The 21,302-nt window shown below is 33.0% G+C and carries 17 protein-coding genes and 1 tRNA gene; 6 read left to right on the top strand and 12 right to left on the bottom strand.

The genetic code is table 11. The annotated features are described in order from the left end of the window. Window positions 1-169: 169 nt before the first annotated feature. From GCL57_RS06995 to GCL57_RS06980, 4 genes are read right to left on the bottom strand one after another with little or no spacing between them, the layout of a single operon-like run. On the bottom strand, window positions 170-958 hold the full coding sequence (locus GCL57_RS06995) for a Tn3 family transposase (protein WP_161597645.1): 789 nt from the start codon (window positions 956-958) through the stop codon (window positions 170-172). Further along, window positions 936-1,379: a Tn3 family transposase gene (locus GCL57_RS06990; protein WP_161597644.1), complete on the bottom strand. Its 444-nt coding sequence runs from the start codon at window positions 1,377-1,379 to the stop codon at window positions 936-938. The genes GCL57_RS06995 and GCL57_RS06990 overlap by 23 nt, the downstream gene beginning before the upstream one ends. A 53-nt stretch (window positions 1,380-1,432) precedes the next feature. Continuing rightward, window positions 1,433-2,314 carry a hypothetical protein gene (locus tag GCL57_RS06985; protein WP_152212639.1) on the bottom strand — a complete coding sequence of 294 codons (882 nt, stop codon included), beginning with the start codon at window positions 2,312-2,314 and terminating at the stop codon, window positions 1,433-1,435. Window positions 2,315-2,362: 48 nt separating this feature from the next. Beyond that, entirely contained in the window at window positions 2,363-3,412 is a 1,050-nt protein-coding gene (locus GCL57_RS06980; protein ID WP_161597643.1) for an IS630 family transposase, read from the bottom strand. A 527-nt stretch (window positions 3,413-3,939) separates the two neighbouring features. Here GCL57_RS06980 and GCL57_RS06970 point away from each other — a divergent pair. Further along, a complete protein-coding gene (locus tag GCL57_RS06970) occupies window positions 3,940-5,139 on the top strand; it encodes an MFS transporter (RefSeq protein WP_152212636.1) in 1,200 nt (399 codons plus the stop codon). A gap of 275 nt (window positions 5,140-5,414) precedes the next feature. Here GCL57_RS06970 and GCL57_RS14775 read toward each other — a convergent pair whose 3' ends face one another. Next, complete coding sequence (locus GCL57_RS14775) at window positions 5,415-5,588, bottom strand: hypothetical protein (RefSeq protein WP_161597642.1); 174 nt, start codon at window positions 5,586-5,588, stop codon at window positions 5,415-5,417. A gap of 651 nt (window positions 5,589-6,239) precedes the next feature. Between GCL57_RS14775 and GCL57_RS06965 the strand changes: the two genes are divergently transcribed. Further along, window positions 6,240-7,397: an MFS transporter gene (locus GCL57_RS06965; RefSeq protein ID WP_152212635.1), complete on the top strand. Its 1,158-nt coding sequence runs from the start codon at window positions 6,240-6,242 to the stop codon at window positions 7,395-7,397. Window positions 7,398-7,414: 17 nt separating this feature from the next. Next, window positions 7,415-8,089: a hypothetical protein gene (locus tag GCL57_RS06960; RefSeq protein ID WP_211363241.1), complete on the top strand. Its 675-nt coding sequence runs from the start codon at window positions 7,415-7,417 to the stop codon at window positions 8,087-8,089. 24 nt (window positions 8,090-8,113) lie between these two features. Here GCL57_RS06960 and GCL57_RS06955 read toward each other — a convergent pair whose 3' ends face one another. The 4 genes from GCL57_RS06955 to GCL57_RS06940 form a co-directional block, all read right to left on the bottom strand. Beyond that, on the bottom strand, window positions 8,114-8,923 hold the full coding sequence (locus tag GCL57_RS06955) for a hypothetical protein (protein WP_152212634.1): 810 nt from the start codon (window positions 8,921-8,923) through the stop codon (window positions 8,114-8,116). Between the two features lie 11 nt (window positions 8,924-8,934). Continuing rightward, entirely contained in the window at window positions 8,935-11,022 is a 2,088-nt protein-coding gene (locus GCL57_RS06950; protein ID WP_246164823.1) for an HD-GYP domain-containing protein, read from the bottom strand. Window positions 11,023-11,138: 116 nt separating this feature from the next. Next, the gene (gene dnaB / locus GCL57_RS06945) at window positions 11,139-12,506 is read right to left on the bottom strand and encodes a replicative DNA helicase (RefSeq protein WP_152212632.1); all 1,368 of its coding nucleotides are present in this window, start codon (window positions 12,504-12,506) and stop codon (window positions 11,139-11,141) included. Between the two features lie 85 nt (window positions 12,507-12,591). After that, complete coding sequence (locus tag GCL57_RS06940; protein ID WP_211363240.1) at window positions 12,592-13,059, bottom strand: helix-turn-helix domain-containing protein; 468 nt, start codon at window positions 13,057-13,059, stop codon at window positions 12,592-12,594. Window positions 13,060-13,305: 246 nt separating this feature from the next. Here GCL57_RS06940 and ychF point away from each other — a divergent pair, with 246 nt between their 5' ends. Continuing rightward, window positions 13,306-14,415 (top strand): redox-regulated ATPase YchF, encoded by a 1,110-nt coding sequence (gene ychF, locus GCL57_RS06935; RefSeq protein WP_152212630.1) that lies wholly within the window; start codon window positions 13,306-13,308, stop codon window positions 14,413-14,415. Here ychF and nth read toward each other — a convergent pair. Genes nth through GCL57_RS06920 form a run of 3 tightly spaced genes read right to left on the bottom strand, consistent with a single transcriptional unit; the run spans window position 14,405 to window position 19,856 of the window. Further along, on the bottom strand, window positions 14,405-15,064 hold the full coding sequence (gene nth / locus GCL57_RS06930; RefSeq protein ID WP_211363239.1) for an endonuclease III: 660 nt from the start codon (window positions 15,062-15,064) through the stop codon (window positions 14,405-14,407). The two genes, ychF and nth, sit on opposite strands and share 11 nt — an antisense overlap. Continuing rightward, a complete protein-coding gene (locus tag GCL57_RS06925) occupies window positions 15,061-17,955 on the bottom strand; it encodes a sulfatase (RefSeq protein WP_152212628.1) in 2,895 nt (964 codons plus the stop codon). Before GCL57_RS06925 ends, nth begins: the two co-directional genes overlap by 4 nt. Next, a complete protein-coding gene (locus tag GCL57_RS06920) occupies window positions 17,952-19,856 on the bottom strand; it encodes a sulfatase-like hydrolase/transferase (protein ID WP_161597640.1) in 1,905 nt (634 codons plus the stop codon). Before GCL57_RS06920 ends, GCL57_RS06925 begins: the two co-directional genes overlap by 4 nt. Window positions 19,857-20,276: 420 nt before the next feature. On the opposite strand from GCL57_RS06920, the gene GCL57_RS06915 reads away from it, so the two are divergent. Continuing rightward, window positions 20,277-21,128, top strand: a complete 852-nt coding sequence (locus tag GCL57_RS06915) for a type IV toxin-antitoxin system AbiEi family antitoxin domain-containing protein (protein ID WP_152212626.1) — start codon at window positions 20,277-20,279, stop codon at window positions 21,126-21,128. Between the two features lie 92 nt (window positions 21,129-21,220). Then, window positions 21,221-21,297, top strand: a tRNA-Gly gene (locus tag GCL57_RS06910). The last annotated feature ends 5 nt before the right edge of the window (window positions 21,298-21,302 follow it).

Here is a 21,302-nt window from a genome sequence, read left to right as displayed (position 1 = left end):
GCCGACTAGAGAATTAGCTCCTTTTGACGAGTCCTTTTCTAGTGAGACGAGTAGCTCCTTCTTTTGTGTCTTCATCCCCCTCTATGCTAAATAAAATTTTACTTGATTTTAAGCTCTAAGGGGTTCTAAGCGCAAACCCCAGAAATTCCCACGACCTTGTTTTTGTAGACTAAGCCCCAAGCGTTAACTGCTTAATAATTTCGTCCAAATCAATCAAGTTTTCTTTAGAAAATATAAAATGCCCTTGGAAATGAATGTGCTGCCAAGCAACTGGAGATATTTTACGCAATAATTTTAGAGCTTTTTTGTTTTCTTCCGCTTCATATTTTTCTCGTAATTTTAATAGAATTGTAGAGTTGTAATGAATAATCGCATTTGCAATGAGCCGGCCACATTGATTGCTGACTTCAAGCGCAATATCTGTTCTGCCTATCAGCTGTTTTTTACCATATGCTTGAGCATTTGCAGCCCTCAGCTGATGATAAGATTCAACACGATTTTGAGAACGATGGGTATTTCTTTGAATTTTTGGATCAAGAAAATATTTAAGAGTATGAATACTTCGAATCAATTTATCAAATTCAAATAAGGCCAAGCGTGTGCGATTTTCTTGAGTATAAGTACAAAGTTTTTTAATCAATGGGCTTTGTGTCATTTCTTTTAGCCCTAAGGTAGCAATAATTCGCTGTAAATTTGGCCATTCTGATTCAATTAAATCACGATTTATTTGCCCACGTGGTTGGATTAAATATTTTGCATATTCAGGCTTATCTATTTCAGAAAACAAATGGATTCGTTGCGCTTCAATATTTGAAAATCGAGGGTACAACTTACCATTAAACCAATGCATGATGGCAAAGTTTGCTCGATTGATGCAGTGCATGTCTCCAGTCATAATGTCTGGCGATATTACAGAGGTATTATTGTACCAAATATCAAATAAAAAAATAACTTTCATGCTCATTTGCGCCAATCAATTCGACTTGCAAGGGCACGTGATTGGCAAGTAATGTATAGGCGACAACCCCTTTGCCTTTTCTAAAGTATTTTTTAGAATATCTGGTTTTAAGGGTAGGGGTTTCAGCCTCAAGTTTTTGCCCATCCACACCACCATAAAGCAATTCAAGATCAAATGAATAAAATGGAAATATAGGCATTTTAGAAATATCATTGCTGATTAAATCACTAGAATTCTTAAGCGTGGCAAGCCTAATTCTAGATTGAAGTGTTTCATGTAACACAGCATATGGAATATCGGAAATGTCAGCCATATTCAGATTACCGTTATTCATAGCCTGTGCAATAAGAGTTCCAATTAAACATTCTTCTTTAGCTGGCTGTTTGCTGTAACGTGGTTGAATATGTGTAAAAGCAGACATGAAATCACAACGTTTATTTACATATCTCAATACATCGGTAATATCGCACAACTTCATTTGTTTATAAAATCTGGATTTAAGCTTCTCATCTTTTTTAATATTGGGTTTCTGCCAATGTAATGTTTTATCTTTATCGTCATAACGGAGATGTTTAAGGTTGTCTTTTTTAATTCCTTATTGAAAACCTCCCAAAGCCCATTCAGCTCCGCAAATAAACTATCCAACTGCCGGTCTATTGGCTGAGTAAGCGCAGAAATATTAAGTTGTTTGATTAATATTTCTTTTTCTTCCAGTGAAACTAATTCCTGACTGAGTGAGCGGTATTGCAGGCTATCTTCCAAAAAAATTGAGCCTTTTTTTAATTGGTAATTGATCTGTTTATATATCCAAAATTCGTAACGAGATTGATTAATTTTTTCAGAATTATTATCTGTTTTGTTACTTAAGTACGGCAATAGTTTTATTGGTATGGTTTTATCTGGACACTCATCTGTAAATGGAGCCGATTGTTTTGGTCGAGGAAAATCTGTTTTGATCCATCGCAATGCTTCCATCCATCGATTTTCAGGATTTGTGCTAGAGAAATCAAGCGCCGCAACAAGATGTTGCAAATTTGATGTGATTTTACGTTTAAGACTATCTGCTGCTTGCCAATAAAAATCTTCTTCTTGCGCTGGTTTTTTAGCAATGGCTGAAACTTTATTGAGAAGATCTTCTTTGGATAAAATTTCAAATGCCTTTTTTCGAACCAATCCAAAATTCATTTCATCTGATAATTTGTCGTCAACATATAACTGCGCTAATCGTTTCATCACAATAAATTCTTCGCGCTGGTTCATGACATGAGCGGTGTGTGTTGAATTTGTTAAAACACTGATTTCTGATTCAATTTTATTGAAGAAGAAGGAAAAGGCATTGGTTAAATTGTCACTCACTTGCTGAAAACGCTTCCAACAGTAGCACATTATGTAATACTCAGTCCATTAAAAATGTTCCACACATCGTTTTCTTGATTGAGAAAATCCGATGGAATTGACAATTTTATCGGTTAATTTATTCCATGCATCGCTCCCTGCTTGAATAATATCGTCTATTTTTTCGTATAATCTAAAAGACAAATGATTTCTCTTTAAATAACTCCACAATCTTTCAATATGATTTAATTGCGGACTATAGGGAGGAAGAAAGTGTAAAGTAATATTTTTCGGAACAACAATCTTGCAATTATTATGCGCTCTTGAGCCATCCAATATCATTAGTACATGTTCACTTCTCTTTATTTTTCTTGAAAAAGCATTCAATAATATCTGCATATTCTCACTGTTTAAAGTTGGCAGAACAAGCCCGAATCTTTTCCCAGTTTCAGTATTTATTGCTCCATATATCCAAGAATTTAAAAAACTATTTTCATTTTTATACTCAGGGCGAACCCCTTTTGGACTCCAAATTCCTGACGTGATTGTCTTTTGTCCATATCTAGTTTCATCTTGATAATATTGAACAATTTTTTTATCCGGAAAATTGTTTTTTACCTTATCTAAAAATTTAGGATATTCTTTTCTCCATTTTGCAATGACTTCAGGATCATTTTTAACGTGAACTGGTCTAGGCTTGACTTTTCTTAAACCTATTTTCTTACAAAATGAATAAATGTCAGATCTACTAAACTTCTTACCATTATTCTTAAGTATAAGATTTTTAATAATTTCAACATGAACAACTTTTGTATGTGATTCCTGAGAATTTTTTAAAATTAACTGTTTTTTTAAATCTTTAACCTCAACTAAGTTTAACAAACTTTTTCTACCCGTACGCGACTTTTCTAGAAGATTCATTATTCCATCCGATTTAAATTTTCGTATTGTTTGGTACACCGTTTTGGGGCTGCACTTCAATACCACTGATATTTCTTTCACTTTAATGTCTATTAAAAAGAGCAGAATTATAGCAAGTCTTCTTAGAAGTTGCGCGGTTAATTTTTTCTTAAGAAGTCCCTTTAAAGTTTCATTAAAATGAGTTACTTTCTTCGGCATATGCAGCATTCCTTTTTTATTAGTCGTGAAGATGAGATGCTGCATACCTTTTACATGAATAATTTTAATTTATAAAACTTTGTACCTGATTTCTTTTTTAAAGCACTTTATGTTATTGGTAATCTATTCTTTGGAAGAAACTTTTTGGACTGCGTATAATGATTAATATTTATTGGAAGAATAGTTATGTTGTTGTCAACGAAAAGTAATAGTTTAACAAAAATAGAAGTTTTTGGGCTTAATTCATAACATAATCTATCTAAATTATATATCCCCTAAAAAATACAAAGCGACTTATTTTGGAATTGTGGAAATTAAGCAGGCTGGTTTCTTTCTTGGACCTATTATAGGTGGCTTTATTTATGATCATTTTGGCCGAAAAACGCTTTTTATGAGTTGCACATTCTTGTTAGCTTTATCTGCAATTCTTTATACTAAAAGGTTCCTTTTAAAAAAGAAATTGCAAAATATTTAAATAACGTTGTATTGATTTTTGTGTAACAAAATTACTAGAAAGCTGCGCAGTAATGAGTAAAATTTACTTTAATAAAAACCGGTTGTTTCCTTTCCTGCTATTAATTGGAGGTTTTTTAAGTGTTTTAGCAAACTTTATGATGCTCCCAATTCTTGCATTGCATGCAATGAATGTATTCAAACTAACTGCATTTGGTGTTGGTATAATTTGCGCAATTTGGCCTGCTATTCTTTGTACAACCACTATTTTTTTTGGAGCTTTTGCAGATAGAATTGGGCATGAAAAAGCATTAAAAATTGGATTACTTTTTCAGATATTATCCTTTTTTTTGATGTCTCGCAGCAATTCTGTAACAGAATTTGCAATTTCACAAGTTCTCTTTGGATTAGGTAAATCTTTTTTTGGTTCATCAATTCGAGCATTGCTAGTTTCAACATGTCCTCAAGATCGTTTACCGTATTTTCTCAGAGTCAATTTTTTTCTGATAAATGCTGCATGTATGATAGGACCTCTTGCTGGAGTATTTTTGTACGATTTTTTTGCAAAAAAAACTTTTTTAGTATGTTCTCTTATATATACATTTTTCTTAATTCTTTTTCTATTTATAGAGCCATCTCCAGAAACTATTCATTGTTCGGTAAAGTCTGAACAAAGATCTTCGATTATCTGGTCTGCAGTGTTTCAATTGTGCAAGAATAAAAATCTACTTGTATGGATTATCGCATCATTTGCAATAGTTTTTGTCTTTGGTGTTTATGAGTCAATGATGCCCCTTGTACTTTCAATTGAAACTAAAGCTATTAAGTTTGGTTTTCTTTTATCATTAAATGGTGGTACTATTGCTTTGATTCAAGTCTTATTCTTAACGTTCAAATCAACCCTTAAAGCTGAGTATAGAATCACGATTTTGGGATTTGCAGGTTTCATTTCCGGTTTTTTCATGTTTTCACTACCAATTTTGGGTGAATATAAATTCTTAATTGGTACACTTCTTTTTTCATGTGGGGAGGCCTTACTTTCGCCCCAGATGGAAATAAAATTAAATGACCTTTCTCCGGAAAAATACAAAGCAACTTATTTTGGAATTTCAGAAATTAAACAAGCTGGATTCTTCCTTGGACCTCTTATAGGTGGATTAATTTATGAAGAGTTTGGCAGATCAGTATTATTTATAAGTTGTACAATAATTCTAATTCTTTCAGCATTACTTTATATTCGTACTCTTCATTTTCGTAAAATAGTGACAGTATAATTTATTTTTTGCATTCCCTTAAATTTGCGGAATTTATTGAAATAATATTTTAAGCTATTGCTACTTAATATTTTATTATTACATCAGCTTCAGTATCCATTATCATTGTCTACTAAACCAATAAAATGGTATTAATTTTAATTATACTTGTTAATTATTATATAAATATTGGAGAATAAACTTAAATGAAATTGAAAATAATATTGTTATAGAAACCCTATTTTAATTTGTCACTTTATTAATGAAATGGAAGGCAATTGGAAAATATGCAGGTTCTAGTTTAGAGCGCTTGTAGAATGATTATTTTTAATAATATTTTTGACAGAATCATGTAATCCATTTTGCCATTTTTTTAATAATGCGCTTTCAAAAAATGGAATTTTTTCTTCATAAATATTTGCTTCAATTTTCTGGCTTAAATTAAAGTCATCTGCTTCTTTGTACTTCAATAGCATCTAGAGGAATTTGAGTGTTATCTTTAAAAAATTGATTCATTTTTATATCAAGTAATGTTGTTATTAGAGTTTCTGAAGAACCTTTTGGGGGTAAAAAAATCTTTGTACTATTTCAAAAGAACTTCCTTCAGAAAATTGCTAAAATTCTAATCCCACTTCTCAGTCTGGCCAAGTATTTACATTTTTCCATATCTGCCAAACTTCTTCAGGCGTGATCTTGGATGATATTTCACTGTGCTAGAGTATGTTGCTTTGTTTTCATTTTTTATAGTCTTCATAAATGAATGAAAATTTTTATTATAAAAAAAGTTATACATAAGTTTAAAATTTAAAAATTTAAGGGGCTTATTTTATAAGAGGGTGAAGAGAGTTATAACATCAACTTATTTCGCTCCCAATTCTATAATGAATCAATTTGGTATGGGATAATGATCAAAATCTAATCGTTCACTTTTCGGGGATCACAGAACTTTTTTAAATTTTTTAAATTGACAATTAAAAATTATTAAATTAAATAAATATTTAATTCAGAATATACATTGATTCAAGAAGTGACATGTCTCTTAAGGAACTGCGCAACTGAAGCTAATAAGTTATTTATATTAAGAATTAGGTTTTAACAATTTATAATTTAGGAACTTAATAATGAAAATGATCCATTACATACTTATGATAATTTTAATGGGGTGCGCCTTATTGGTAGTTGGACAATTATATGTGCCAATTTCCATAAGTTCAAATATTTCATCTCAATTTAATGTAACAACTTCAGAGGCAACGCTTGTTAGTTCTGTTTTTGGATTTTCATATGCCGCTGGATTTTTAATATTAGGTTCTCTGTCAGACAAGTATGGAAGAAAAACAATTTTGGTTTCAGGACTTTGCCTCTTATCACTAACAACTTTTATTGTAAGCTTATCGCCAAATTTTACATTTTTGCTTATTGCAAGGGCTATTCAAGGTTTTATAGCTTCATCTTTTCCTCCGGTAGCGTTATCACTCGTCACTGAAACACTCGAAAGTAAAAAGCGCCCAATTGGAATTTCGTTAATAAGCCTTTCATTTTTAGCTTCAGCGCCTGTTATTCAGCTTTTTACAACTTGGCTTGGCTTTAATATTACCGAAGCAATGCTAGTATTTGTTCCTTTTTATTTAGCAGGTGCTTTAGGATTATTATTTGTCGTTCCAAAGCATATATTGCCATTACAAAAGAAAGATTTTAATTTAAAAAATCAGTTTTTGTCTTTATTAAAAGATCCATCTATTTTAGTGTCATGGTGTATTGCTTCGACCGTTTTGTTTAGCTTTGTTTCTTTTCATGCTGGCATGCAGACTTTAGGCGCTGATCTGGGTATAAATATGCAATTTCTCCGTTTTGCTGGTTTACCGACGCTGTTTTTTGCATTTTTAGCTTCTCCGCTAATACATAAATTTGGATCATATGTTGCGACACAAATTGGATTAGTAATAACTATATTAGCATTTATATTTAGTATATTTGGTAATGCAATTAATTTATTTATTGCAAGCGCGATTTTAACTGCTGGAGTTTCCATAACAACTCCAAGTATAATAGCGACCATTGCAGGAAGATCTACCATACAAAATAGAGGTCTTGCCCTTTCTATTTATAGCTTTATGCTATTTTTAGGGGCAAGCATAGCCCCGATGAGTGCACATTATTTTTCAAAGTTTGGATTAATAATATTAAATATTGTTCCAATTTCTTTTATTATATTGGGCATAATTGTTATGATTTTATCAAAAAATTTAAAATTTAAAATTTCTTTTCCTGTAACATAAATAAGGAAATATAATAAATGCATTTTAAATTTATCAAATTTTTATCTTTATTTTTTATAACCTTAATTTTAATGAAATATTCTTCAGCACAAACTGTAAATGAGAAAGAAAAATTTATGAACAAAATTACAGAACAAAGTCAAAGCAAATTACATATTCAAATTCCAAAAAAATTTACTAAAAAAGTTAAGCAAATAGATGTTAAAAGTGATAATGAAAATGTTGAGCTAATTCGCTATGAACGTTCTGATGGCATAAATTCTGGTGTTATGGGAGAGCATTTTAGCTTGCTTGTTAGCAAAAAAGGATACTTAAAAGGATTCACTCAAATGGATACTTCTTTAGCTACAGGTAATTTGCCTTCTAGTAAAGAAGCAGAAGAAATAGCAATGGAGTTTTTAAATGAGCACGCTCCAGACCTTCTCTCTTCCTTTAAAATAAGTTGGATAGACAAGCATGATGAACAAATCCAAACCATGGATTATAAAAAAATAGTTAATTTAAAAATTTCAGGCATGAAAGTGAAAATGCAGAATACAAAAGATAAAAAATGGTTTTGGATTATAGTAGGTACTAATCATAAAGTTATAATATTTGAAAGAGACATTGTTTGGATTTCGTTCCCTGGACATCGCAAAACGGAAAAATGGTTGCATGATAGTTGGATATTAAGTACTAATTTCCCTCAATAAATAATCACAATTAATGTTTCATTCTTATTTATATTTACGATTCACTTTATTAAGAAAAGCTTTATCATTGCTGACTGATGCTACACTTTTCCAAAATGCAATTCGTTCCTCTTCTGTAAACTTAGTTTTTTTAGAAAATGGTATATAATAGGAAGTGATTGTAAGAGGTATTTTTTGCAATGTAATTTTATCACTGTACTTTGGATCTTGAGCAAGAGTTATTCCGCTGTGTACGCTTGTAATTGCTACACCACCTTCTTGTAGCATACGGTTGATACTGACCTCATTTTTTTCTGAAACTTCTGGAATAATTCCTTTTTCTTCGAGATCTCCAATAATAGCACGTCCTTTATCAATAAAAACGAGATCGGGGAGATTCTCTATTTTTCCATTAAATACATATTGATTTTCTTGTTTATTTACTTTTTTTGGTGAAATGACAACAAAACCATTGCAAGCAAACTTAAAAGGTGAGGAGCAAGGTTTTGATTCTTTTTCTGATTCAGGTGGGAAATAAAAAAGACTAGCTCTTCGCTTATTATACGATGTGGTTATCATAACATCGTATTTTCCTTTAGTGAGTTCACTTTGGCATTTAGTAATAGGAATACCTGTGACAGACAAGGAGAAGTCATATTTATCAGATTCGCTTTTCATTCGCAGTAAAGCTTCGTTTATAATATCAATCCACACTCCAAATGTTTTGCCCTTAACGAAATTCACATTTGGATATTCTCCTCTATTGTCTGAACAGGCTTTTATTATTTTGCTCTGTGCAAATAAAGAAAAAGGTAGAATGAATAAAGTAAAAATAAGAAAAGACAGGAATTTCATAATTTCCTCGTTTATGCCACTGAAGAAGGCCTATCGTCCATACTTGCTTCGAGCGTCAGCTCACCCACTTTTGCTTCGACGAATATTTTAAAGAGCGCTGCATCAAGCTTACCAAGTTTTACTTCAGATTCCAAAATATTGAGAGCTCTCTCATAAGGTATTGCTTTTTTATAAGGTCTATCACGGGCAACGAGGGCATCGTAAATATCAGTGATTGCCATCATTTTGGCTTGTACGGGGATCTCCTTACTTTTTAATTTGCGTGGATAACCAGAACCATCAAGACGTTCGTGGTGGCCATAAACAATCTCAGGAAGATCTTTTAATTCTTTTGACCATGGGATTTGCACAAGAAAATTATAAGAATGAGTTACATGACTTTCAATTTCAATGCGTTCTTGTTGGCTGAGCGATCCTTTTTTAATACTGAGAAGATTTATTTCATGGGGCGTCAATAAAGGAACAGAATTTTCGCCAATAATAATTTGTGAGCCAGCAATCTCTGAAATTTTTTCAAATGTCTCGACACTTAAAAGTGCTGGTTCGTTGACATCAAGAATTATTTTCCAATAATTTTCTAATTTTTCAGAAACTTTTTTAACTTCAAATTTGATTTTTGCAATTTCTTCTTCTGTTGGATTTGTCTTTTTTAGCATGAGACTATTTAAATAAGACTCAAGAATATTAATATACATTTTATCTTGAATAGTAGAAAATCGGGATTGAATTTTTTCTAATTCAAAGGGAAACAATTTTTTTTCTTTTTGCAAAATATGTTCGCGCACACCAATTTTTCCAAAATCATGCAAGAGTGATGCATAACGAATTTCTTCGATTTGTATTTTAGAAAACTGGAGTGCAGCATAAAGTCCTGTGGGAGTTTGATTGATTGCATCGGCCAATGCAACCGTTAGGGTGGCAACCCGTTCACTGTGACCTTTTGTGGAGGGATCCCTAGACTCTATTGCAATAATACTTGCTGCTGTAAAAGACTCAAACACTTGTTTTAAGTCGTGAATAAGTTTTGCATGTTCAAGAGCAATGCCTGATTGATTGGCTAGAGATTCGAGTAAATTCAAATCATGTGCAGTAAAATGGGTTACATAATTATCGATATCTGATTTTTTATCTAATATAAGATCTTCAGAAATTTTTTTATTTAATAAAATAATAAATCCATCAACCTCTGTCGAGGGGAGTCGAATGGGGAAAGCACAGTATGACTTAATTTTATAATGTTTTGGATCAAAATCAATTTCAGATAAAGGACTGCTTGTTGATTTGATTTTTTTATTTTTTGAAACAATTATATTACTTTCTTCATGCCAAGAAATACCAATCATTTCTTCACAAAGGAGTTTAGTTATTTTTGATTTTTTAGGGTCAAAAATTTCTTTCTTTAATGTTATTTTTTGACTGAGATTTATTTTATATTTCAGGATAAATTTTTGATTTTTAATTTGGCTCAATTTATTAGATTCTTTTATATCATTTTTATCATCAAATAATCCTTTTTTAATGATAATAAAACCTGAATCAGCTCCAGAAATTTTCATGCTTTGTTTAAGAACTAAATTTAGAAAATCTCCAGCTAAAAATGATTTACTTGTCATAGCTTGACTGATTTCTTTTAGAGCATTGCTTTCAATATCTCTTAATATAGAAAAAGAAGATAGATAGTCAGAACTTGCATAAATAAATAAAGAATAAATAGAGTTTTTTAATTCTTGCATAAAATGATTTTTAGTATAGGGTGCGGACAATTCATTAAAAACATTTATTGCTTTGTTGTTTTCTTGTATATTTTTCTTTCTGTTTTGTTTTGATTCATTTAGATTTTCTATAATCAAAAATCCAACATGTTTTGTGTTTTCACCATGTCTTAAAAATGTTTTAATTTGCGTATGTTTCTCTTGGTATTGTTTTGGTGTCAAAACAAATAATTTTAAATTTTCTGATTCATATTTTTTTGTTGAAAATGCTTCTTCTAAAGAGCAATTTTTTAAAATAAGTTTTAATGAAGAAATTTCATTTATGGAAATGTTTATTTCATAAGGTTTGTATAAAAAGATAACTTCAATTTTTTCAAAAGGTGACATATTCACTAATTCACTCTCCATCTGGAATGAAAGTGTCAAGTGTTCAATTCATCGGAGAAAAGATAGAAAAAATAAGTCTTGGAAAAAGAGAAAATTTATAACAATATGGGAAAAAATTAGCTATCAAAGCGTGCAAGATTATGGAAAGATGTGAAACTATTTTGAAAGGCGAGTTTTACAGTATCGATGGCACCGTGCCTATTTTTGCCAATAATAATTTCGGCAATTCCTTTTTCGGTTGTATCTTTATTGTAAACTTCATCTCTATAAACAAACATAATTTGGTCTGCATCTTGCTCAATTGAGCCAGATTCACGTAAGTCAGAAGGACGTGGTCTTTTGTCAGGTCTTTGTTCAAGGCCACGGTTAAGCTGAGACAGGGCAATCACTGGGCAATTGAGTTCTTTTGCTAAAGATTTAAGACCCATACTGATGATTGAAATCTCTCGTTCACGATTTTGTGAAGCTTTTCCATGCGCAGCACCTGCAGACATGAGTTGAAGATAGTCAACAATAATGAGATCGAGATAGCCTCTCTCTCTTTTTACTTTTCGGCAACGGCTTGCTAAGTCAATAATGCTAATACCAGGTGAATCATCTAATAAAAGTTTATCTGTTTGAAATGAAGCTGCTTCTGGATAAAGCCGAGCGAGTTCTTCGCTTGTCATTTTCCCATCTCGAAATTTATGAGATTCGATTTTAGCGGCAGTTGCTAGCATACGCTGCATAAGCTGTGAATTACTCATTTCTAAACTGAAGAATGCAACTGATTTTTGATGGAGAAAAACTGCGTTAGCAGCAAAATTTAATGCTAAAGATGTTTTACCCATAGCAGGTCTTGCGGCTAAAATAATTAAATCAGAAGGTTGAAATCCAGCTGTAATTCGATCGAGATCCACAAATCCGCTCGGCACACCTGTTACTTTACCAGGGTTTTGAAATAATTTTTCAAGATCAAGAATTGTATCTTTTACTACGCTTGAAGAAGGGATAAGTCCGGTTGTAATTCTTGATTCAGCTAATTGAACAAATTTAGATTCAGCATAACTTAAAAATTCTTCAACATTTGCCCCCGCAACTTTTTTCCCTCTTCCTACGATTTCTGCGCAGGCTTCAATGACAAGTCGGAGCTCCCAATATTTTTTGACTTCATCAAGCCAATAGCCAAGTAATTCAGGGCGGGCATTAAATTCGAGAAGTCTACGAACTCCTTCTAGATCTCCGGCTTTTAAATTGTCACCCTTTTCTCTGAGTTTTCCATAAACTAAAGTAACATCAGCAGGTGTGTTTTCTGCAACAAGTTCCCGCATTGCAGAAACAATTATTCTGTGTTGTGGATCGAAAAAATATTCAGGAATAAGTTTATCTGTGTGACCAAATACACTTGACGGTGTTGCAAGAATGGTACCAAGAACGGCTTGTTCTGCTTCTCTGGAGTGAGGAAGGCCAGCTATACTAGGCGTATTTTGTGGTGTAGAATTCATTTTAAAACCTATTCATCTATTTTAAAAAATCTATCCGAAAGCAAAACTGATTTCGGATAGATATTATACACTCAACAAAATAAAATTATTGTCTTGCTTCAGCAGAGTTTTCTTCTAAACGAGAGTTGAAAGTTGCTTTTGCTGCTGAGCGTTCCGAGTTACGCAATGCACGGCGTAAATCGCGCGGCTCAATAGAAAATTCTTTTAATTTTCTGTGGAGTGTATTTCTGTTGCAGCCTAAAACGTCTGCAGCTTTACTTTGATTTCCTTTTGTCTTTTTAAGGACAAGAGCAAAAAGAGGTCTTTCAACATGAGCTAAAACTGTTTTTAAAATATCATTTGGAGAATCTTCATCGAATTTTTCAAATAAGTTATGAAGTTTCCAATAAACAAGTTTTTCTAAACTTGTGTCTTCGATAAATAATTTAAACTCTTCAGGACACGAAGAAAAACTAAGAAGTTTTTCATTCGTAATAGCAGCGTTATCTGAGTCGTCTGTAGGTCCTTGAACAGTTGCTCCCTCTATTGTTCTATTAAGATTTTCAGAATTCATGTCATATTCCTTTAAAACAAATGTAAATTCTCGATCGTAGCAGGAAAGTGTCAACTTAGAAGAAACCATGTCCTCAACACATGTCAACTCCAACCTTAGGCTCAGGGATTGGTTTAACACGAGCTGCAGAACTGTCAACCAATGTGGCACAACCTTCTCTTTCGATCTTGCCTTAGATGTAAAATCGTCTTAATGTTACCCGCTGCCGTTTTTGAAGGCAAAGCTTTTTTAAAAAGAGGGAATAACATGGGTTTTAATTGTGGAATTGTAGGCCTTCCAAACGTTGGAAAATCAACACTATTTAATGCAGTAACACGAACTGCAAATGCTCAAGCTGCCAATTACCCTTTTTGCACAATTGAGCCAAATGTTGGGCGAGTTGCTGTTCCTGACGAAAGAATGGAAAAAATTAATGCTATTATAAAAGCAAAAAAAATTGTTCCAACCTTTATGGAATTTGTTGATATCGCAGGTCTCGTTAAGGGTGCGAGCCGTGGTGAAGGACTGGGAAATCAGTTTCTAGGCCATATAAAGCAAGTTGATGCTATCGTACATGTGGTGCGCTGTTTTGAAGATTCAAACATCACTCATGTCGATGGAAACACCGATCCAGCAAGGGATGTTGACACTATCAACACTGAACTCATCTATTGTGATTTTGAAACTGTTTCTAAGAGCATTGATAAAATGGCTCGCATCTTAAAAAATAATGACAAAAAAATAGTGGCATCGCATGAGTGTGGCGTTAGGTTGAAAGACCACTTAGAACAGCTCAAACCAGCAAGAACATTTTTGGCTAAAAATGAAGATGAAGACGATTATTTAAAAAGTTTACATTTAATTACAAGAAAACAGGTTCTTTACGCAGCAAATGTGAATGAAAATGAACTTGCTGACAATGGACAAAGCTCAAAGTATGTAAAAATATTGCGTGATATTGCTGAAAAAGAAGGAGCACAAGTTGTTGTTGTATCTGCTCGTCTTGAAGAGGAACTGGGGCAATTAGAACCTGAAGACGCTAAAGTTTACATGGATGATTTAAATATTAAAGAGGCAGGACTCGATCGGTTGATAAAAGCTGGTTACTCAATTTTAGGACTTATGACCTATTTTACAGCGGGTGTTCAAGAAATTCGTGCTTGGACGATTCCAAAAAATTGCAAAGCTCCACAGGCAGCTGGTGTTATTCACACCGACTTTGAAAAGGGCTTTATCTGCGCTGAAGTCTATGCATATGATGATCTTATGCGCTTAGGCAGTGAAGCAAAAGTAAAAGAATCTGGACTGTATCGCAAAGAAGGTCGTGATTATTCTTGTAAAGATGGCGATATTATGAATTTCTTATTCAATGTTTAAGACCCACTTTAAAGCATAATGGCTCAATTGGACACAGTTCGCATTTAGGGTTTCTTGCTATGCAGTGATATCTACCGTGAAAAATAAGCAGATGATGTGCTTTCACGGCATATTTTTTCGGAACAATATTTAAAAGATCTTGTTCAATTTTTAAACGATCTTTAGTTTGCGCCACTAAGCCAATTCTTTGTGAAAGTCTTTCAACGTGGGTGTCTACAGCCATTGTAGGAAGGCCACAAAGAACATTTAAAATAACATTCGCTGTTTTTCTTCCCACACCTGGTAAAGCTTCAAGTTTCTCTCTTTCAAGGGGGATCTCACCCTTGTATTTATCAATTAAAATTTGTGAAAGTTTAAAACAATTACGTGCTTTGGTTGGAGCAAGCCCAATGCTGCGAATGATTTGTAAGAATCCCTCTTCCCCCATTTCAACCAGATTAAAAGCTGAAAATTGAGGGAATTTTATGAGAAGGGGGTCAAGAGCTTTATTCACTGATTTATCAGTTGCTTGTGCGCTTAACACCACAGCAATTAAAAGTTGAAAATGATTGTTGTGTAATAATTCACATTTAGCATTTGGCCACATGTCAGAGAGTTTTTTAAATACGTCTTCGCATTGTTTTTTATTCATTAATTTAGCTCGGTTCACTTTGCATAACCCCATTCACGCAGAGCATTTTGCAATGCTGCGCCAGCACCCGTTCCTTCAATTTGCTCTACTTGTTCATTGGATAAACTTTTTTGGAAGATGATAACATGATCCTTATTTGTGTAGTTTCTTTCAATGATTCCATCTGGAGGAGCAAAAAAAGAACAAATATTATTTTGCAGAGTGTCAACTAAAAACTCTTTATCAATTCTATTTCCATTTGGGCATGCGACAGGAATGATATCGTCAGATATATTAATTTCTTCTAAAGAACTATCTCCTAAATTAATCCATATGCTTTCATCTGGCTGAATTTCTCCATGAAAATTGAATCGAATAATATCTTTATTTTCTTGTTCTGTGTATTTTATATTTGTTGGTACTAAAGATATTTTGGGTAAATTATTTCCGATTTTTTTTAATTTAGTTGAAAAATTAAATGTTCCGCTGAACTTTGCAGTGAGTCGAATGATTTTATCAGAGGGTGATTTTTCGAAATAAGCTTTTCTCAGTTCTTTCAAATTATTATTTTGAGTCATTGGTATAATATCTTCTGTGTGATTGCTAAAATTTACATTTGAAAAAATTTCTGGTTGATACCAACTGATCTGCTGACTCCAAGGATTATGGGTTAAATAAAGTTTAATTTTATCGGGGGCAAGTTGGCGAACGTATTTCATGGGTTTTTGATTGAACTCTCCTCCCCAATAAAGAATTCCGGCATAACGATGCCCATCAAAATAAATACTATTTCGATCTTTTAATATATCTAAAAATGTAAGTGAAGATTTCTTTTCTAAAGCTGGAAATAAATCTATCCCTCTCCATTGTTTACTTACACTTTTTCCTCCAGCTAAATTATATAATGTTGGAAATAAATCAATATGTGCAGTAGGTATGCTGATTGATTCTCCTATGCCTTTAAAATTATCTGCTAATTTAATAATGAGAGGTACCCTCACTTCTTCATCAAATAATGAACTTCCTTTGTCGGCATATCCACCGTCGATATTTTGTGGGACACCCAAAAAATAATTCCAAGGCTGTCTGTCCAATTGAGCACCATGGTCTGATGTGATAATAATATCAACTTCATCATATATACCAAGATCTTTTAATTTTTGGATAATACTTAAAAATTCTTTATCCCAGTAGCGTGCCGTGCCATCATAAAATTGTTTTTTTTGATTGAGCCCAAATGGTTTTGAAAGGAATTTTTTTAAATCAACTTCTTCAAGAGGAGGTTTATATGGACCATGGGTTGTATTGTAATGAAGGTATAAAAAGAATGGAGAGTCTCCATAATTTTCTAACCAACTTCCCATTTGTTCTGTAATTTGGCGAGCTTCATATTCGGGTGTTTCTGACACAATAGCGTTGTGAAAACCAAGGTCAACCCCGCCCTGCATCGTTTCAGAAAATAATGATAACCAACCAATTGCCCCCACCCTATAGCCTAAATTTTGCATATAAGTGGCAAGCAGTGGATGTTTTTTATCATAAAAATTCTTGCGCATCTTTGCATCTGCTGCATACGTAAAAGCAACTGAACCTATTTCTCGGGAATATTTAGAAGTCATGAGTGGAATAATGCTTGGCACAGTCATGTTACCTTGTGCTCTGTGCTCCATAAATTGAATCCCTTGAGACTTTGCAAAATCATTTAGATTTGGCATTAAAGCAGAATTGTAGGCTGTATCAGCTCGCAGCGTATCTACTAATATAAAGACAATTCCACGTCTTTTAGGAGGACTTACTACAATTCTTTCAAGGCTAAAATCTCCTAAAGCAAAGATGCAAGGATCTTGTGTTACATCTATACCTTTCTTTTGTGGATGGTTCAAAAGATATTCTTTAATAGCCTCTGTCTTTGAATTTAAACTGATTTCTTTATTTATAATTTCTAAATTTTCATTTAAATTTGTAACATTAGCAATGATTTTTTGTGGCGCTGCTTTTACATTTATTATAAACTCTCCAATTTTTCCGTAATTTGGAATTGTATTGGGGAGAAAACGTTCATTCCAAGCAGCTGAAAGTGATTTTGCAACTCTTGGTTTTAATTGGAGTGGAGTTGTTTCAATGGTGGAAGCTAAAATATTTCCATTTTGGTCTTTCAACTGGATTTTACATTGAGTTATAGAATTTTTATTTTGAGGAAATAAATAATATTGAATTCTTAATTTATTTCCATTTTCTACTTCAATAGGAATATTTCTATTTCGTGAAACTGCGAGTGGGGCGTTGTTACTCGTTAAAAATCCACGTAATAAATTTAACTTTTTTGGATAATATCCAATCCCAAAATGAATTAGACCTGCCGGTGCACTGCTTTCTATGACGGGCGTAATAATAACGCCTCGTGCATTTTCAGGATCAATATAGTTAAAAGATGTCTTATTATCATCTTTATTAAAAGGAGCTTCTGTATATAACCAATCAGTTCTATTTTGCGATGTTTCATTTAACTTTGTATTTATTGGAATATAAGAAACTCTTTCTGGTACTGGAAGTACACCACGAATTAATACAAAAATAAGAATAGGAATTGCTATTACTAGAACAGCAATTGTGGTTTTAAAAACAATCAGCAACCAAAATTTATTTTTTGATAAAAAATATGTAATTGCTGTATATGCAACGCGAAACCATAACGGGCCTTTGCGATATGAATATCGCTCCCCTTTTATTTCATAAATTAAAACACGTCTTTCATATGCTCCCAAGGCACCCTTTGGCATTTTATTCTTTATTTTATTTAATCCAGGAACTTTAATTCCTCTTAATGCTAAAGATAATGCCACACGACCATAAAAATATATGAGAGATAGTTTAAGTGCTCTAAGGGGTCTTAATATAATTCGGATATAGTGCTGCTTCATTTTTTTCATTGGCTGATATTCTCCGAATAAAAGAAGGAACCTTTTCCATTAGGTACAATTTCAACTCCCCTCGATAGTAAATACTTGTTCATCTGATTGAGCATTTCCATGGCAATAGGCTTATAAGTTTTTATATTTTCTGGATTGAATAATAGATCATTCTCTGAAGCTTTGTCGCTGCGAAAATACAGAGAAGTTTGTACGCCATATGGAGTTGTTCTTGCAATCAATTTATAGATATCATTCACCCAAGCTCTTTCCTTTACTCCAGGTATTGCTTGTGAGTAGGAGGGACGCACATAAAATTCAAAATTCATTCCTTCATCAATATCTAAAAGAGAGGTGACTCCTGGGTAAATAATTCTTGGTTGATTTTCTGGAGTTAATTTTCCTGTGGTAAACCAAATACCTGTTTCCATATATGCAAGCCCAGTAGGGAAGTTTGGTAATTTTTCAGTTAAATCTAGGAGAGGTTCGCCATCTAAGTCTTGCTCAGGCAGACGGACATTAATTCTTCTTGCGATTGTTGGAGCAATATCAATCGTTCTTACTAGATTTTTAATTGGTTTTTGTGATTGAATAGGAACAGTATTGCCCTTTGTAAGAATAATGAGTGGTGTTACATTAGAATATTCTCCAGCAACTCCATCACCATGTCCCATTCCTAAATTCCCTTCATAGAGATTTTCTCCATGATCCCCAAAGAATAAAATGATAGAGTTTTTAAGCCATCCTTTTGTTTCAAGTTCATGCATTAAATCTTTTAAAGTATTATCAATTGCATTTAAGCCACCATCATAAAGAGAAATTGTTTGTTTAATTGAAATTTCAGAAATATTTTGATTTACATTGCTGCCTAAAACATTTTGGTCTGGATTTTTTCTAAATTTATAATTTCCATTTGCATCTTTTTCTTGGAATTTTGAATACCAAGGTCCTGGGGCTGCATATGGAAAATGAGCAGTTGAAAAAAATGTTGTTATAAATACAGGTCGAGAAATTTGAGCAACATGGGTGAGACTCTCTGAAAAAGCTTTAGCTACCAGACGAGGGTCAGAAATTTCAGGACTTTCAAGTAATGAAGGAATAATTCGTTGCATATTTGGTAGAGTTAAGATGGCTTGTATTGCACTTAATCCTGAAATAATTCCATTTTCAACCATAGATTGTAAATTTGAAGTTGGAGCATTGATTTCATCGGCACCAAAAGGATATCTTGGAAAGATATCTCCGGCAAAATCAGAAACAAAAATGGTTGAGTATCCACTTTCTTTTGCAGTTTCAAATATTGTTTGTTTTTTACCGAGTCGCGTGTTTCTTGAAGGAAACATTGTGCGGACTCCATTGTTTGAAGAATAAACACCTGTCGCAATTTCTACCCAACTTGGGAATGTTCTAGGCACTCCTACCAGCATAGGTTTAAATAGCTCTGCTTCTTTAATTTTACTTTTTAAAAAAGGCATTATATTTTCATATTTTTTTTCAAATAATCTATCATAACGTAAACTATCGCTTGCGAATATAAACACATTTGGGCGATTTTGTTGAGTGTTGTTTTGAGGTAGATTTATTTTTAATGAAGAGTTCATATTAAAGAGAAAAATTGTTCCAAAAATAAAAAATATAACAAAGGAAACACCTTGAATTGAAAATATTCTTGACTCTAAATCGAGCTCATCAACTTGAATGCTTGAGCGGGCTTTTTTTACTACTCTGCTTTGGAGAATTAAATATTTCATATGAATTATTAGATTTATAAAGAATGCTATTGCAAGGGCAATAAAAGGGAGCCATTCAGCAAATGTCTTTCTTCTTGATAATTCATGCAGGGTAGATAAATTTTGAATTATATTTCGAATAAAATTTGAATTTTGGACAATGATCCAATTCTCTGTGACCGCTGGGTACATTGAGCAAACTCTTATTATTGCACAAATAAAAAACACAAATCCAAATATTATTTTATATTTATATTTAAAGGATGAAGTTATAAATTGTAATCCTAGACAAATTAACCAAGAAATAAATAATATTTTACAAAGAAGTGTTAAAACCAGTTTGGGCTGACTTTTTATGATCATTAAAAATATAGAGGATGTATTCTCACCTAAATAAACAAATCCTGACGAGAATATTAATGAAATCACAAAAAAAGGAACAAAAAAAACCAAACTGCCGAATAAATAACGAATCCAAAAAATTCGCCACTTTTTTACCGTCAACATCTTAACACCTTTTTCTATTGCAAAGTAACATGCGTGCTAAACTCCCAAAAGTATCCTTTAATTGGCACTTTATTAATAAATAAGTGCCTATTTGGAGAATTATGCATGAAGTTACCAAGAATTTATGAACATTTTAAACAAGGACAAATCTTCACCATTGAAGATGCCCGTGAAAAATTAAAAACCACTGGCAACACTTTGCGTAAGCGACTCAGCGAACTTGCCACAAGAGGATATATATTTCCTATTCGGCAAGGACTTTATCGAGTCACAAAAATTGGTGAACGCCCAGATCGAGAAAAAAGTTCACCTTTTTCTATTGCCTCAAAATTAACTCCATACTGTTATGTTGGTTTTCACTCTGCTCTGCAACTTCATGCAAAAGAGCTTCCAAAAGAAAACGATACTGTGTATGTGGTTAGCCCAACAAAATTTAATTCATTTAAATTTGAGGGAGTTTATTATTTTTGGTGCCAAAGCCCTGAGCCACATGGACTTGATACATACCTTTTAAAGCATAGTGAAATTGAATTTCCATTGTTAGCTTCAAATTTTGAGAAATCTCTTGTGGATTGCCTTAAGCGGCCCGCCCACTGCCCCCCTTTTCATGAGCTTGTAAGACTATGTAAAAAAATAACATTTTCACCTGATCTCGAAAAAATACTTCGCTATGCCTCTGACTGCAATGTTCAAGCTCTCTTTAATAGACTTGGGTTTTTATTCGAAAAAAGCCTTTCCTATTGGAAAATTCAGGAGGAATACTTTCGGCAAATAGAGGGAAAAATGAGCCGTAAGCAAACCGAATGGCCAATCTTGTATGAAGTTCAAAATAAAGTTGTTCTTGAGAATCCAAATGTCTTTCCAAGTAAGACAGTTCCTATTTTAGAATCTCAGAATGTGCAGGCATTTGATTTAAGGAATCGTTGGAAAGTTCAGTTTTCTTATAATAATCAATAGTTTAAATTAGATTTTCATATGGTTTAAACTTTTTCCTGGAAACCTCTTGACTCCTAAGGTCTCTTTCTGTAAATAAACAAACACTCTCAGGTGCGGGAGTAGCTCAGTTGGCTAGAGCATCGCCTTGCCATGGCGAGGGTCGAGGGTTCGAGTCCCTTTTCCCGCTCCAATTAA

The sequence above is a fragment of the Fluviispira multicolorata genome, assembly GCF_009208585.1.
GTDB lineage: Bacteria > Bdellovibrionota_B > Oligoflexia > Silvanigrellales > Silvanigrellaceae > Silvanigrella > Silvanigrella multicolorata.
The sequence above is the reverse complement of the archived record's forward strand: the minus strand, read 5'-3'. Positions and strand labels throughout refer to the sequence as shown.

Bases quoted from the DNA above. Each gene is read 5' to 3' on its own strand.
- GCL57_RS06970 (WP_152212636.1), top strand. From the start codon at position 3,940: ATGAGTAAAATTTACTTTAATAAAAACCGGTTGTTTCCTTTCCTGCTA.
- GCL57_RS06915 (WP_152212626.1), top strand. From the start codon at position 20,277: ATGAAGTTACCAAGAATTTATGAACATTTTAAACAAGGACAAATCTTC.
- GCL57_RS06965 (WP_152212635.1), top strand. From the start codon at position 6,240: ATGAAAATGATCCATTACATACTTATGATAATTTTAATGGGGTGCGCC.
- GCL57_RS06960 (WP_211363241.1), top strand. From the start codon at position 7,415: ATGCATTTTAAATTTATCAAATTTTTATCTTTATTTTTTATAACCTTA.
- GCL57_RS06980 (WP_161597643.1), bottom strand. From the start codon at position 3,412: ATGCCGAAGAAAGTAACTCATTTTAATGAAACTTTAAAGGGACTTCTT.
- GCL57_RS06995 (WP_161597645.1), bottom strand. From the start codon at position 958: ATGAAAGTTATTTTTTTATTTGATATTTGGTACAATAATACCTCTGTA.
- GCL57_RS06990 (WP_161597644.1), bottom strand. From the start codon at position 1,379: ATGTCTGCTTTTACACATATTCAACCACGTTACAGCAAACAGCCAGCT.
- GCL57_RS06955 (WP_152212634.1), bottom strand. From the start codon at position 8,923: ATGAAATTCCTGTCTTTTCTTATTTTTACTTTATTCATTCTACCTTTT.
- GCL57_RS06940 (WP_211363240.1), bottom strand. From the start codon at position 13,059: ATGAATTCTGAAAATCTTAATAGAACAATAGAGGGAGCAACTGTTCAA.
- GCL57_RS06925 (WP_152212628.1), bottom strand. From the start codon at position 17,955: ATGAAAAAAATGAAGCAGCACTATATCCGAATTATATTAAGACCCCTT.
- GCL57_RS06920 (WP_161597640.1), bottom strand. From the start codon at position 19,856: ATGTACCCAGCGGTCACAGAGAATTGGATCATTGTCCAAAATTCAAAT.
- ychF (WP_152212630.1), top strand. From the start codon at position 13,306: ATGGGTTTTAATTGTGGAATTGTAGGCCTTCCAAACGTTGGAAAATCA.
- dnaB (WP_152212632.1), bottom strand. From the start codon at position 12,506: ATGAATTCTACACCACAAAATACGCCTAGTATAGCTGGCCTTCCTCAC.
- GCL57_RS06950 (WP_246164823.1), bottom strand. From the start codon at position 11,022: ATGTCACCTTTTGAAAAAATTGAAGTTATCTTTTTATACAAACCTTAT.